We start from the raw sequence: 14,998 nt of genomic DNA on the forward strand, positions 1-14,998 counted from the left end.
TTTGGAGGTGGCTGTTTTTTTACGTTGTTAAAGCTGATACCTCAGTCATAAAGGTTTTAACCTCTTGCTGACGGTTTTCCAGAAAAAGGTTGACAATTTTACTGCCAATAATAGCTCCGTCACAACTTTTAAGAAACTGTTCCACCTGTTCTTTCTGAGAAATCCCAAAACCTGCTAATACTGGCACCTCTGTTTGTTGGCTTAATTTCATTAAGTACTGACCAACGGATGAATCAAAGTCTTGTCGTTGTCCTGTCGTACCATTAACTGTCACAGCGTAAATAAATCCTTCTGCTTGACTCACCAATTCTTTGATGCGTGCTTCTGGACTAGTTAAGGACACTAGTTGAATAATAGCGATATCCGTCCCTGCTAAATATGGTTGGATGTAATCTTGATGTTCAGCCGGTAAATCTGGAATAATCAGCCCTTTTACAGTTGTCTCTTTTAATTCATTAATAAACGTCTCGATCCCCATTCCATAGATCGGATTAAAATAACTCATAATAACCAACGGTGTCTGAACTTTGGTTTCTTGAATCACTTTAATAATGCCCTTCAAGCTAACGCCTGCTTCTAATGCCTTTAAACCTGCCGCTTGAATCACTGGACCATCGGCAACGGGATCGGAAAAAGGAATGCCGATCTCAATGGCACTGACATTTGCTTCCTCTAACAACTGTAACTCCGCCTCCAGTTGATCCAGTCCTTGAGCGCCTGCCATAATATAAGGAACGATTAATGCTTTCCCTTCAGCTCGGATGCCTTTTAAATGAGTTTCCAACGTCTTAACCATGCGTTTTTCCTCCTTCTAACTGCTCTTTTATTTGAGCCACATCTTTATCTCCTCGACCAGAAAGACAAATAATCATTGACTTATCAGGTCCTAATTCTGCAGCTAGCTTTACAGCATAAGCAATCGCATGTGAACTTTCCAAAGCAGGAATAATCCCCTCCGTTTGACAAAGTAGCTGAAAGCCTTCTAGAGCTTGATCATCCGTAATACTGACATAACGCGCTCGGCCTAATTCATCAAAATAACAGTGTTCTGGTCCTAGGCCAGGATAGTCCAAGCCAGCAGAAATGGAAAAAGCTTCTTCTATTTGGCCATTTTCATCTTGTAATACTTTCATCAAAGCGCCATGAAGAACGCCTTCTTTGCCTTTGGTGATCGACGCCGCGTGCTGACCTGACTCTAAGCCCAATCCAGCTGCTTCCACGCCATGCATCGAGACCTCTAAATCATCCACAAAGGGATAGAACAGCCCCATAGCATTGCTGCCACCGCCAACACAAGCAACAAGTGCATCTGGTAAATGACCCTCTAATTCTAAAAACTGACGACGTGCTTCGGTGCCGATCACACTTTGATAGTCCCTAACAATTTCTGGGAAGGGATGAGGCCCTAAAACGGATCCCATGACGTAGTGAGTGTCTTCCACATTAGCCACCCAAAACCGCAAAGCCTCATTAACGGCATCCTTCAAGGTTTGGCTGCCTGACTCTACACTGACCACAGTAGCACCCAATAATTCCATTCTAAAAACATTTAAGGCTTGACGCTCAACATCTTTTGCTCCCATAAAAATAGTGCATTCCATATTGAATAAAGCAGCGACAGTAGCAGTCGCCACACCATGTTGACCTGCGCCTGTTTCAGCAACTACTTTTTGCTTGCCCATTCGTTTAGCTAACAGTACCTGACCAGTCGTGTTATTAATCTTATGAGCACCCGTATGGTTCAAATCCTCACGCTTTAAATATATCTTAGCTCCACCAGCCGCAACCGTTAATCGCTCTGCAAAATAAAGAGGCGTTTCCCTGCCCACATACTGCTTTAAATAATAATTAAGTTCTGCTTGAAATGCTGCGTCCTCTTTTGATTCTGCGTAGACGTCAGTTAATTCCTTCACTGCTTTCATCAGTGACTCTGGTACAAACTGGCCGCCATATTGGCCGTAAAAACCATTTTTTGTCGGTGCTTCGTAAGTCATTTATTTGTCTCCTTTCGCTTCTGCGATAAATCTCATTATTTTTGACACATCTTTTTGCCCATCGGTTTCAACACCTGAGGAAACATCGACACCGTATGGGTCAAAATAAATCACCGCCTGATGAACGTTTTCGATGTTTAAGCCCCCTGCAATGAAGACTCGTCCCATTGGCAGAGTCTTTGGCTCAATGGCATGCCAGTCAAAGACATGGCCGCTCCCGCCCTCATAGGCACTACCAGGTGCATCCAATAAAAAGTGAACATTTTTCGGATATAAACTAACCGTTGAAAGATCCGTGCCAGCTGAAAGTGTTATTGCCTTTATAACAGGTACCCCTAACGTCTCAACGAAGGAAGGACTTTCCTGACCATGCAACTGGACGATGTCAAGCGGCACATCCTTCACGGCTTGCAACACGTCAGCCATTGAAGGATTGACAAACACCCCAACCGTTTTAACACTTGTAGGAATAACCGTAGCCAAATCATGCGCTTCTTCTAAGCTAACCTGTCGGCGACTTTTAGCAAAGACAAAGCCGATATAATCCGCCCCTGCTTCAACAGCCGCTTCAATATCTTTTTTGTGGCGTAATCCGCAAATTTTAACCTTCATCTCAACACCTGTAATTGTTTAGCCGCAATCTCTGGTTCAGCAGCTCGCATTAAGGATTCTCCCACTAATACACCATTGAAATAGGGGGCTAATTCTGCAACTTCAGCCGGCTCACGGATACCAGATTCACTGAAATACAGAGCCGATGTTTGGAATTTCGGTCCTAATTCATGGCTAACCTCCAAAGAGACATCGAAGGTGGTTAAATTTCGATTGTTAATCCCAATCAATTTTGCTCCCAAAGCCTCAGCAGTCTCCAGTTCTGCCAGATTATGAACCTCAACAAGGACTTCCAACCCTAAATCCGTAGCAGCTTGATACAAGCGATACAGTAAATCCTTATTAAGTGCGGCTACAATCAACAAGATAATTGAAGCGCCAGCGTTAAATGCTCGTACAAGTTGTTTTTCATCTATCATAAAATCCTTACACAAAATAGGCAGTTCAATTTCATCAGCAATTTCTCTTAAATCCTCAAGGGAACCTTTAAAAAATTGTTCATCTGTCAAAACAGAGATGGCACTAACACCTGCTTGTTCATAAGCCTTTGCTTGTTGGAGACAATCAACATCTAACTTAATTTTCCCTTTTGAAGGCGAAGCTCGCTTGACTTCAGCAATTAAGTGCATCTGCCCGGAGTTCCCTTTAACCTTTTCGTAAAAAGAAGGACGTTTTTTTCTTACAGCTAACTCCTCCGGTTCCAATAATGCCACTTCTTCCTTTTTAACAGCGATAATTTTTGCTAAAAAATCTTCCATCATTTATTCCCTACTTTCAAATTTGCTTGAAACGCTAATAAATCAGTTAAAACTTGATAAGCTTCACCACTTTGCAGAAGCTGATTGGCTTCGTGAACTCCCTCCTGAACCGAGCTTACTTTACCACCGGCAAATAAACCTAAACCAGCATTCAGTAATACAGTATCGTAATAAGCACTTTTCTCACCTTTTAAGACATTTAAGAGAATTTTAGCATTCTCAGTTGCATCGCCACCACGAATTGCCTCATAATCGTAATAAGGTAACCCAACATCTTCTGGGGTGATAACATGACGCGTAATCAGCCCATCTGCCAATAGTACATAATGAGTTTCCCCAGCTAAGGAAGCTTCATCCATTTCATAGGGACCATTAACAACAATCGCCCGTTTTCGTCCTAGTTTTTTTATTGTTTCTGCTGTTTTTTCCAATAAACTGCGGCGATTAATTCCCATTAGCTGATATTCTAAAGGGACCGGATTGGTCAGTGGCCCAATCAAATTCATGATTGTCGGTGTACCTAATGTTTTGCGAGCAGGCATCACATATTTCATTCGCGGATGAACATGGGGCGCGAATAAAAACGTTAAGTTGATTTCAGCTAGTTGTTGCGCTTGTTGCTCAGCTGAAACCAAAAAGTCAATGCCCAAAGCCTCGCAAGTATCAAAACTCCCCGCTTTACTTGAAATACTACGATTTCCTGTCTTAGCTACTTTCATCCCCCCCGCTGCTAGTACAAAGGAGGCTGTCGTGCTAATATTAAAACTATTGGATAAATCTCCTCCTGTCCCACAGTTGCAGATTGTATCTGTTAACTCCGTATCAATTGGCACAGAAAATTCACGAATCGTTTCCGCCAACCCTGCCATCTCTTCCGCAGTTTCTCCCTTTATTTTTAACCCGATTAATAAGGCGCCAATTTGAGCCTCACTCAGTTCTCCTTGAAATATCTGACGGGAGAGAATTTTCATCTCTTCAAGCTCTAAATCTTTTTGTTCATATAATTTCGTTAATAGGTCCATTTGCTGTTCCTTCTTTCTCAATAATTAACGTCATAAAGTTCTTTAGTAAATCTTGTCCATACTTTGTTCCGATGGATTCCGGATGAAACTGTAAGCCATAAACTGGTAGCTCACGATGTTTCAAGGCCATGATTTCCTGATCATCAGTTGCCACTCCGATAACCATTAGCGATGCCGGCAATGTATCAGGATGCAAAATCAATGAATGGTATCGCATAATTGCAAACTCTTGCGGAAGACCTTTCAATAGTGTGTCTGTTTCTTGGCAAATCATAGTTGAAACTTTACCATGCCGAATTTCTTTCGCCTGGGTAATTAATCCTCCATAATGCTGTGCAATAGCTTGATGGCCTAGACAAATACCTAGCAGCGGCTTTAGTTCAGCGTAACGAGCAATCAAGTCCTTCATCTCTCCAGCGTCCTCCGGTCTCCCAGGTCCAGGAGAAAAAACAATGCCATCTGCTTGCTCCGCAATTTCCAACAAGTCCTCAGCGTCGTTTCGACGGACAATCACCTCACCAAAAGGGCTTAAATAATGGTGCAGATTGTAGGTAAATGAATCATAATTATCAACGAGTAAAATCATAGTTGTACACCTCCAATAGAGCTTTAGCTTTATGTAACGTCTCTTCATATTCCTTTGTTGGGTCTGAGTCATGAACAACACCTGCTCCAGCTTGAACATGGGCCACCCCCTGATGTAACACCATCGTGCGAATAGCAATGGCAAAGTCCGCCTTACCTGAATGAGTTAAATAACCAACTGCGCCACCATAGACATTCCGTTTAACAGGTTCCATTTCATAAATTCGTTGCATCGCCCGAATCTTGGGAGCACCACTGACCGTTCCTGCTGGTAAAGTAGCTTTAAGAGCGTCCATGGCACTAACGTCAGAACGCAAGCGTCCTTCAACAACTGATACTAAATGCATCACATAACGATATTTTTCAACAACTAAGTAGACAGGCACTGTCACAGAGCCAACTTCTGCAATCCGACTAATATCATTGCGACTTAAATCAACTAACATTTTATGTTCCGCTAACTCTTTTTCGTCCTGAGCTAACTCTTCAGCTAATGCCTGATCTTCCTGAATTGTTTGCCCTCGCCTACGAGTCCCAGCAATCGGATTGGTTAACACTTTCTCTCCTTGAATACTGACCAAACTCTCTGGCGAAGAACCGATTATCTTGGTTTCGCCAAAATCAAGATAATATAAATAGGCAGAAGGGTTACTTAGGCGTAACCCCCGATAATAATCAAAACTATCAGCAGTAAATGGGGCTGATAGCCGTTGGGAGGGAACCACTTGAAAAAGATCACCAGCTTGTATCAACTCCTTGCCTTTTAGCACTAACTTTTCATAACCCCTTTGGCTTAAATTGCTAGTAAAAGATAACGCTTCGAGAGTTAGCTCTCGCTGTTCTGCTACATGAGGGACTTTTATTTGAGCTACCATTTCTTTCAATGACCTGTCTAATTCAGCCTCACTGCGTTGAGAGTACAGATTGTCCTGAACGAATGTTACCTGCTCCTTTAGATGATCAACGATGACAAAGCTTTCGTAGACATAGAAGTGGCAATCGGCAATCCCCAGTTCATCATGAGGTATTGGGCCGATATTTTCGTATAAAGCACAAACGTCATAGCCGACATAACCAATCGCACCCGCTTCAAAAGGAAGATCAGATTCAGATGGTTCACTTTGACGACTTAAAAACGATTCAATTGCTTTTAGAGGATCCGCCACTTTTTCGACGCGCTGATCAATGCTTAACTCATGACCAAAAGAACTAATCTCATGAACCGGATCAACGCCAATAATCGAATAGCGAGCCTGATTTTTATCCCGAGGAATGCTTTCAAGCAAACTCTTTTTTGTCCCTTTTAGTCGTAAATAAATACTAATAGCTGTTAAACAATCAGCCGATATTGTTTTAATCTTTCTCATTACTAAAACACCCCTTCTATTTTTATCTCAATCAACCGGATTTTTCTGTGAACCGCCAGAAAAATCAAAAAAAGCCCTCAAATGATTAATAATCATTTGAGGGCGAATTTCACTCACGGTGCCACCTCATTTTGGATAAACTTATCCATCTCTACAGTTATCTAACAATAACCTGCTCGTTAACGGGAGCTCCCGTAAATCCCTACTATTACTTCAAGATTTCACTAACAGGTCCATTCCTCTTCGTATTGCTATTAGCTCACACCACCGCTAACTCTCTGAAAACAACTACTAAAAAGTACTCCTCCTGCTTGACGCATTCATGTATTCAATTAGATAAAATAAAAAAGCCCTCACACTTATTTTCGAATGAAAATAAGGACGAGAAACCCGCGGTACCACCTTAATTGATTGACTAGTCAATCCAACTTAATGACTCTGATAACGGAGAATCATCCGAAAGTGTCTACTACTGTTCAACACTTAGCTCAAAAGTCCATTCATAATGATGATTTACTAACTTTCAGCACCGTTAGCTCTCTTAAAAATCAACTCACTATTACTAATCTTTCTCATCGCTTGTCTTTTTTACAATATTACTGGACTTAAGATTAAAAGTCAATGATAATTTTTCGTTTTATTTAATCGAATTATAAAAAAACGTTTACAAATCCGAATTAAATGACTAACCAGCAGTCAAAATATTTACTGACTAGTTTTGCTGCTGGTTACTAGGATAACCTCTTTTGTTCCTTGGAGGGTTATCAATAATTGATTGAAAACTAACGCTTGCAAGACATCTTGTTCCACTTCATCTTCCCTTCGATCAGTAAGCGTCTCTTTAATTTTATTTTCGACGAAATCAAGCCCATGATTCAACTCAATAGAGTCAATAAAAGTGAGCTCACCTGTCAATTTAAATCCATCTGCCTCAGTGATATAACCAAGCAGTTCAAGTGCCTCAATAAAAATATTGCCACGGCTTCTTCGAGGTTGCTGACCATCATGGATGAGTCTCAACTGTTTACCAGTCATCTCCATAAAATAGTGATCATTTACATCGCCAATTTTTGCAAATAACTGTTGACTTTTTGCAGTTCCCTTTACATCTGCAAAATAATTAGCTAGTCCAACTGGACGGTCTTCTTGACTATCTACATCAACAAATAAGTAGTGGCCACTTTTGTGGCAGGTCGAAAAAACTGGGGTTATGGCTGATTCAGGTAATGCCACCACTCGTGAAAAAGTCTGTTGTTTTAAGCGAGCAATGCTATAAGTAATTAGCCAGGGATTATCTTGAACAGTTGGAATGTTTGCCAATAAATCATCATGGAGCTCCTGCGTTAATTGGACAGCCTGTTCAGACAATTCAGCTAGCAGCTCGGTAGAAATTTCTGGAACCAGAGTGTGATAGGTTTTCTTATCTCTTTCGATTAATTGACGACTCACAAATAATTCCATTTCTCGATCAGCTTTTGACCAAGGGATCGCTCTTTTTATTTCTTGCATGCTAGCTCCATCCCTTTGAGTAGATAACCAGTTATGCAACGTCTTCAGCTGCTCGAAATTAATTAGTTCAAATGTATCTGTCTGTTTTAAAAAAGGCACTTTAATCATTTCAAACATCTTATCACTCCATCTAGTTAACATAATATTATTATGTGTGACTCATCTCAAAAAATAAAAGGGCAACTCAAAATTCAAGTTGCCAGTTTATTCGATTCGCTATTTAAAAGCTTCTGTTAATTGAGGTACTACCTGTTTTTTACGAGACACAACACCTGGTAAATGAGCCACACCATTGACTAACGTTGTCTCAAAAGCAGCTTCAACAGTCGCCTGATGATCCCCTACCACAACGATGGCAGAATCACTATCTAAAATATTAGTTACAACTAAGATAAATAAATCATAGCCACCTTCAGCGTTTTGAGCGGCCATAGCAGCTTCCAATGCTGATTGACGAGCAAGTACTTCATTCACATCAACGGTATTAACTTGACCAATTCTAACTTGTTTATCACCCATCGGGAAATTTTTGGCATCGGTATTAAGAAGCTCATCTTCTGTTTTCGTGCTTAGATTAGTCCCTGCCTTAAGCATCTCCAAGCCGTAAGCCTCCAAATCGACTTGGGCAATCGCTGCTAATTCTTTAGCGGCTGACACATCTTCTGGTGTACAGGTCGGCGATTTAAACAATAAAGAATCAGAGATAATCGCTGACAGCATCAAACCAGCAATATTTTGCGGAATTTCAATGCCATGTTCTTTAAATAATTTTAATATAATGGTGTTCGTACAACCAACTGGTTCTGCACGATAATAAAGCGGGTTAGCTGTTTCAAAATTAGCAATGCGGTGATGATCGACAACGGCTAACACTTCCAACTCATCTATGTCACTAACACTTTGCTGTGCTTCATTGTGGTCCACCAGCATAACCTGTGAGACTTCATTAGCTGCTGTTTCAATCACACGAGGTGCAGCTGTTTTAAAATGAGTTAAGGCATAATCAGTTTCTTCACTTGGTGTGCCGAGTGCGACAGCTTCCGCATCAACCCCCAATTGTTGTTGTAAATGGGCAAACGAAATAGCTGATGTAATAGCATCAGTGTCGGGATTTGAGTGCCCGAAAACTAAAACTTTAGACATAAATATGACTCCTTTATTCTTTATTTTTTAAACGAGAAATATAATTCTCATTGTTTACATATTGATCGAACTTATCAAAAAAATGCTTAATTCTTGGAACATCAATCTTTTCTTTGCGATAAACAAAAGCAAGCTCCAACTGAATTGGCGGCTCAAATGGAATGGCTCTCAAAATCCCTTCACCTTGATGTGCCTGGAAAAATGAACGTGGTAACGCTGTGTTAATCCCTGTTTCATTACTAAAGCGAAACATTTGATCGGGTTTCGTAAAATGAGCCACACTCTCAGGCAATGTTAACCCACGCTTTTCAAAAGCAGCTTGAATCACTTGAGAAACAAAATAGCTCTTTGGGTAAGAAACCCAAGGAAACGCCAGTGCTTCATTAAACGTAATACTCGTCTTCTCACTTAATTCTTCATGATGATGCAAAAAAAGCAACTCATCATGAATGATATTTCGCGAAGCAAAATCTTTATGCTTTAATAAGACACCTGTTGGTAGATAAAGAATGGCGATATCAATGCGATTCTTTTCCAGAAACTCCCAGACTTCTTTTCGCCCTACCATAAATAAGGTCACCGCTATGCCAGAATATTCTTTGAAATACTCCGTGATGAATTTAGTGAAGACCTTATCCTCAACGGAAGCTGAAATACCAATCGTTATTTTTCCTCGAGTACTGGAATTTTCATCATGGATTCGTTCGGTCGCCTCTAATAAAACATCATAGATTGACTCAACGGTTTCTTTCATAATTAAACCCGCTTTTGTTAGATGAAGTTGTTTGCCGACTGTATAAAAAAGATTAGCTTCCAGCTTGCCTTCCAATTTCTTTATCTGTTGGGTCAAGGCTGGTTGAGTAATCCCTAAAAGCTGAGCCGTTTTAGTGTAATTTAGCGTTTCAGCGAGCTGTAAGAAATAGGCAAACGCGCGGGAGGAAATAAGTTTACTCGGATGCTCTTTCATCGACGAACCTTCTTTCTACAAGCATTTTATCCTTAAACACTTGTATATTGTATCATAATTACGACTAATTAGACATTCGTTTTGAGGCAAAAAACAATCATTTTTCTCATTGAGAAAAATGATTGCCCTTTATTCTTTCCACTTTGCCACTTTGGTGGGATTTTTAGCAATCCAGTTTTTAGCAGCAACTTCTGGATCTTCCCCTTTATTAATTTGCAACATAACCTCTTCCATATCCTGTTCTTCCCACTGAAAATTGGCTAACACCTGATAAACTTCTGGTAAATCATCTTTTAATCCCTGACGAACAATCGTGTTGATCGACTCTTCGCCACCAAAACTGTTTTTAGGATCATCTAGATATTTAAGCTTATGTTTAGCGAATTTCCAGTGTGGCGACCAGCCTGTTACGATAATCTCTTCTTGATTGCGTATCGCTTGATCAAGAGCCACTGTCATAACGCCAGAAGAAGAAGTATCAATTGTCCAGTCCTTTAAATTAGCGTAATCTTCCAATGCTTTTTCAGTCGCCATAACAACCCCAGCACCCGGTTCAATACCGACAATGGTTTTTTTGGCTTGCTCATCCAAATCGGCAATCGAATCCACCTCCATATAAGTTGGCACCACTAAGCCTACACGAGCAGTTGGCAAGTTAACCCCTAAGTTATCTACTTTATCTTTAAACTTCTCATAATGAGCCCCACTGGTATTGGGTAACCAGGCCGCTACCATTCCATCCGCTTCGCCCTTAGCGATTGACTCCCACATAATCGCATTATCCAGAGGAGTTAAACTCACATTGTAGCCCATCTCTTCAATCACTTGAGCAATCACGTTAGTTGAAGCTAATTCAGTGTCCCATTCCACATAAACCAGAGACACATCGCCTTTACTATCGCCTTGTTCCGCTTGGCTACAGCCACTAATAGCCACAGTCAGCAGACAAAACAACCCAATCATCCATTTAGTTCGTTTCACAAAAAAACTCCTTCTAACCTTCATATTTATCCTTATTCAAATATTGCGTAAAGCGATCAATAATAATAGCCAGAACAACGATGGCCACACCGCTGACAAAGCCATTCCCAACTTGCGCCCGCTGTAAAGCTGAAAGAACACCGCGACCTAGTCCGGGAGCTCCAATCATTGAAGCGATAACGACCATCGACAAGGCCAACATGACCGTTTGGTTAACCCCTGCCATAATTGTATTTTTTGCCAGTGGGAGCTCTACTTTAAACAGCTTTTGCCAGCCCGTACTGCCAAAGGAATCAGAGGCTTCCACTAATTCAGTCGGTACTTGACGAATGCCTAAATTTGCAAAGCGAACAGTTGGTGGCAACGCGAAAATAACCGATGCAAAAACCCCAGGAACCACACCAATACCGAAAAAGGCAACAGCCGGAATCAAATAAACAAACCCGGGCATGGTTTGCATAAAGTCCAGAAAGGGGGTTACAATGGTTTGAACCTTATCTTTTTTAGCCATGAGAATGCCCAAAGGTACCCCAATAACCACTGACACCAAACTTGAAACAATAACCAGCGTAATAGTATTCATTAAATCATGCCAAAGTTGTTGGTTATAAATAAACAATAAGCCAATCCCACTAAAAGCCGCTAGTCCCCACTTCCTGCCAGAAGCGAAGTATGCAGCAACGACAATCAGAATAATAAAAATAAAGGGCGGTATCATTACCAACAGTGCTGTAAAGGAGTCCATAATAAACTGTCCCACCACCTGAATCACTCTAAAGAATCCTGCGAAACTTTCTGTTAACCAGTCCACAAAAATGGTCACCCATTTAGCGACAGGGAGTTTTGTCATCATGCTTGTATTAGTCATTTCCTGTCACCCCATTTGTTTTAGTCAGAGCCGCTACAATTGCGCCTCGAATAATAATGCCTAATAACCGACCATTATCAGTAACAGCGACTGGTGCAGGTGAGTCGTGAATCAAGTCAAAAATCTCATTTAGTAACGTATCCCGGTCAATCGCGATAATATCCGTCCGCATGACTTCAGCTAATGACAACTCTTCTTTCTGAGCTTTTAACGCATCATCAACGGTAACATATCCTTTTAACTGCCGTTTACGGTCAACCGCAATTAATAAACTAACTTCTGATTTTCTAATACGACTCAAAGCCACGTTAGGCCCATCAACATCAATATTGGTGGTAATTCCTGGAATCATGATGCTCTCTGCTGTTAAGACTTTCGAACGATCAATGTCTTCAATAAAGCTTTCTACATAATCGTTTGCTGGATTTTTTAATATTTCTTCCCCAGTCCCCACTTGCATAATTTCGCCGTCTTTCATCAAGGCAATCCGGTCACCCAGACGCAACGCTTCGTTTAAATCATGGGTAATAAAGATGATGGTTTTTTTGACAGTTGCCTGTAAATCTAATAGCTCGTCTTGCATTTCATGACGAATCAGTGGATCCAACGCCGAAAAGGCTTCATCCATCAACAAAATTTCCGGATCGTTATCCAACGCCCGAGCAAGTCCTACTCGTTGCTGCATCCCACCGGAGAGTTGATTAGGAAATTGATCTTTATAAGGTAATAGACCAGAGTTTTCTAACGCTTGAAGAGCTTTTTGCTCCCGTTCTACTTTAGGTATACCGCGGATTTCCAATCCAAATTCAGTATTTTCAAGAATGGTTTTATGAGGAAACAACCCAAAGTTCTGAAAAACCATGCTCATTTTAGTCCGTCGCGCTTCTCGCAATCCTTCTTTATCCAGTGTTGAAATATTTTGATTATCAATAAAAATATTGCCATCAGTCGGCTCAATTAAGCGGGTTAATAGGCGAATTAATGTTGACTTACCACTACCGGATAAGCCCATAATCACAAATATTTCCCCTTCCTCCACTTCAAAGTTAACGTTATAAACACCAACTGTGGCACCGGTTGATTTTAAGATCTCCGTTTTACTTTTACTCTGCTTTGTCATTGACAATGCCTGTTTAACTTTTTTACCGAAAATTTTTGTTAAATTTTCTATTTTTACTTTAGGCAAATTTGCTCCTCCAAATAACTTATTCTCTTACGTTCCATGTAAAAGTGACTTATCAACCATATAACGAGATGGTCACTTTGTCAAAAAAACCTGTTATTTATTCCGTGTATTTTCAAGTTAAAGTATTGATGTTAGCCGTTTTCATATCAGTTACAAAAGGGTTTATCGCCAATTAAAAAAAGAGACCACATAAATCATGTTATAATGATTTATGTGGTCTCTTTTCATCTTTTTCACTAACTATTCTTCTGGGTAAAATAGTTTTTCAACCTGCTGATTCGATAAATCATTTCCTACAAAATAGAGGAGGTCCCCCACTAGCAACTGTGCATAAGGTCCCGGAGAGACAAATAGTTCATTCTCTCGATTAATCGCAATCAGTGTCGCAGTCGTCTGTTGCCATAGATTAATATCGGCCACTGTTTCATTTAAATAACGACAATCCTCCGTTACTTTTACGTGAAAAGGGTTTAAAGGATTAGTCGTATAGAAGTTGTCAGTTTGAACCAGCAGTTGGTTTAACGCACCAGCAAAAAAGCTAAGTTCTTCCTGCTGCCGCATCATGCTGTCTTCCAGCATGACTTTCAAATCACCAATCGTCTGAACATCGTGATATTGTTCCACAAACTCTCTGGCTAATGTTGTGGAAGCCACTGTAAAGCCGCTACCATGCTTAACTTTTACAATATCTAAATCCACTAACACCGTCACGGCTTTTCGAGCCGTTTCTGGCGAGACATTATAATAGTTTGCTAGTTTTGAGCGGGCGTGGAGTTTATCCCCTACTTGAAATTCATTTTGAGAGATGCGTTTTGCCACATCAACCGCCACTTTTTGATAGCGGGAGCGGCGTGCTTTTGGTTGATTTAAGATAGCGTTCCCCTCCTATTAAAATGGATGACAGCTTGCTCATCTAGCCACTCAATAACGTTTAGTTCAACTTTGGCCTCCCCTTTTAGAGGGACTTTGTCAAAGAGCTCCAATCCTTCCTGAGTGAGTGTTGAGCCCTTTTGCCAGTCTTCTTGCACAAAGTAATAATAGCTAGCTAAAATCCGTTTATTTCCCATCAATGGCTGTTTTAAGCTTTGATTAACTCCTTTATCCGTCATCAGCTCATCCATTCGCTGATCTTTGGCGTCTAGCATAGCCAAACAAAATAGTAATTCCTTTTTCAATTCTATCTGATAAATAAGAATCAATGACTGGCGATTATCCCATAGTTCTTCCAAAATAGTCCGTCCTTGGACTAAATCCAAACGCTCCATAAAATAATAATATCTCAGAAAAGCGTGAAACGTCACAAAATAATTTCCTAGGTCTCCTGCTAAAGGTGCAACATAAGTTTGTGGTAACCTCTCATAGGTGGTACCAATTGACAATTGATAATTAATTTCTACTTGCAAAAACAATAGGTATTGCATGGTCGGATTATTCCACGCCATCTTCAAACTCATGCCATCATTAAATCCCAACGGAATCAAATTAGTCAACACTACAAATAAGCCAACCACTGAAAACAGCACACCATAGGGAGAATCAAACAACACAAGTATTAACACACTTGCCATACTATTAGCCAAGACGCCACCTAACAAATATAATTTAAAGGGATAATTGGCTTGATAGGCTGGCGGACGCATCAAACACTGTCCCAACGTTCCTGGTACCTTTTGCCGCCGATACCTGATGCCTTCTTCCTGCCAAACCCACAAGTAGGACAGTACTCGATAACTGACCATTTTGTAACCAGTTAAGTAACCAAAGATACCATGACCCGCCTCGTGAATCACGATATGCAACAAATAATATAATGGCAGCAAAATCAAAAGTGCTATGTCGTCATAAACGGATAATGACTGTGTCGATAAATATAGACCAATACAATAACCGACTGCAGCGCCAACGAACAACATAGCAATAATCGATATCACTTTATTAAATTTTTGATTGATCATCAAAAGCCTCCTTTCCATTGATTTTTAAGGATAATCCTATAAGTTTATATT

At 40.5% G+C, this 14,998-nt stretch carries 13 protein-coding genes, 1 pseudogene and 2 other annotated features; all 14 genes and pseudogenes read right to left on the minus strand.

Annotation, left to right across the window (positions count from 1 at the left end; translation table 11 throughout):
* Positions 1 to 19 precede the first annotated feature (19 nt).
* The 14 genes and pseudogenes from trpA to I6N95_RS11770 all read right to left on the minus strand — a co-directional run bounded on the left by trpA (position 20) and on the right by I6N95_RS11770 (position 14,947).
* Positions 20 to 796 carry a tryptophan synthase subunit alpha gene (gene trpA, locus I6N95_RS11700; RefSeq protein ID WP_209527965.1) on the minus strand — a complete coding sequence of 259 codons (777 nt, stop codon included), beginning with the start codon at positions 794 to 796 and terminating at the stop codon, positions 20 to 22.
* Entirely contained in the window at positions 789 to 1,994 is a 1,206-nt protein-coding gene (gene trpB, locus I6N95_RS11705; RefSeq protein WP_209527969.1) for a tryptophan synthase subunit beta, read from the minus strand. The genes trpA and trpB overlap by 8 nt, the downstream gene beginning before the upstream one ends.
* Positions 1,995 to 2,606: a phosphoribosylanthranilate isomerase gene (locus tag I6N95_RS11710; protein WP_209527972.1), complete on the minus strand. Its 612-nt coding sequence runs from the start codon at positions 2,604 to 2,606 to the stop codon at positions 1,995 to 1,997.
* A complete protein-coding gene (gene trpC / locus I6N95_RS11715) occupies positions 2,603 to 3,367 on the minus strand; it encodes an indole-3-glycerol phosphate synthase TrpC (protein WP_209527975.1) in 765 nt (254 codons plus the stop codon). The genes I6N95_RS11710 and trpC overlap by 4 nt, the downstream gene beginning before the upstream one ends.
* Positions 3,364 to 4,386 carry an anthranilate phosphoribosyltransferase gene (trpD, locus tag I6N95_RS11720; RefSeq protein WP_209527978.1) on the minus strand — a complete coding sequence of 341 codons (1,023 nt, stop codon included), beginning with the start codon at positions 4,384 to 4,386 and terminating at the stop codon, positions 3,364 to 3,366. The genes trpC and trpD overlap by 4 nt, the downstream gene beginning before the upstream one ends.
* Positions 4,361 to 4,972: an anthranilate synthase component II gene (locus tag I6N95_RS11725; protein ID WP_209527981.1), complete on the minus strand. Its 612-nt coding sequence runs from the start codon at positions 4,970 to 4,972 to the stop codon at positions 4,361 to 4,363. The genes trpD and I6N95_RS11725 overlap by 26 nt, the downstream gene beginning before the upstream one ends.
* Positions 4,956 to 6,338, minus strand: coding sequence for an anthranilate synthase component I (gene trpE / locus I6N95_RS11730; protein WP_209527983.1), 1,383 nt, complete (start codon positions 6,336 to 6,338; stop codon positions 4,956 to 4,958). Before trpE ends, I6N95_RS11725 begins: the two co-directional genes overlap by 17 nt.
* Before the next feature lie 95 nt (positions 6,339 to 6,433).
* Positions 6,434 to 6,662 (minus strand) — a binding site (T-box leader).
* Between the two features lie 50 nt (positions 6,663 to 6,712).
* Positions 6,713 to 6,923: a binding site (T-box leader), on the minus strand.
* Positions 6,924 to 7,043: 120 nt separating this feature from the next.
* Positions 7,044 to 7,964, minus strand: coding sequence for a DUF1803 domain-containing protein (locus I6N95_RS11735; protein ID WP_209527986.1), 921 nt, complete (start codon positions 7,962 to 7,964; stop codon positions 7,044 to 7,046).
* A 99-nt stretch (positions 7,965 to 8,063) separates the two neighbouring features.
* Entirely contained in the window at positions 8,064 to 8,990 is a 927-nt protein-coding gene (locus tag I6N95_RS11740; protein ID WP_209527988.1) for a manganese-dependent inorganic pyrophosphatase, read from the minus strand.
* Between the two features lie 13 nt (positions 8,991 to 9,003).
* The gene (locus I6N95_RS11745; RefSeq protein ID WP_209527990.1) at positions 9,004 to 9,957 is read right to left on the minus strand and encodes a LysR family transcriptional regulator; all 954 of its coding nucleotides are present in this window, start codon (positions 9,955 to 9,957) and stop codon (positions 9,004 to 9,006) included.
* Positions 9,958 to 10,086: 129 nt separating this feature from the next.
* Positions 10,087 to 11,788 (minus strand): annotated as a pseudogene (locus tag I6N95_RS27065) (ABC transporter permease/substrate binding protein).
* Positions 11,789 to 11,798: 10 nt separating this feature from the next.
* Complete coding sequence (locus I6N95_RS11760) at positions 11,799 to 12,992, minus strand: quaternary amine ABC transporter ATP-binding protein (RefSeq protein ID WP_209527993.1); 1,194 nt, start codon at positions 12,990 to 12,992, stop codon at positions 11,799 to 11,801.
* 240 nt (positions 12,993 to 13,232) lie between these two features.
* Positions 13,233 to 13,865, minus strand: coding sequence for a GntR family transcriptional regulator (locus I6N95_RS27715; protein WP_209528494.1), 633 nt, complete (start codon positions 13,863 to 13,865; stop codon positions 13,233 to 13,235).
* On the minus strand, positions 13,859 to 14,947 hold the full coding sequence (locus tag I6N95_RS11770; protein ID WP_209527995.1) for a hypothetical protein: 1,089 nt from the start codon (positions 14,945 to 14,947) through the stop codon (positions 13,859 to 13,861). Before I6N95_RS11770 ends, I6N95_RS27715 begins: the two co-directional genes overlap by 7 nt.
* Between the last annotated feature and the right edge of the window lie 51 nt (positions 14,948 to 14,998).

Source organism: Vagococcus allomyrinae (genome assembly GCF_017829975.1).
Classification (GTDB): Bacteria; Bacillota; Bacilli; order Lactobacillales; family Vagococcaceae; genus Vagococcus_D; species Vagococcus_D allomyrinae.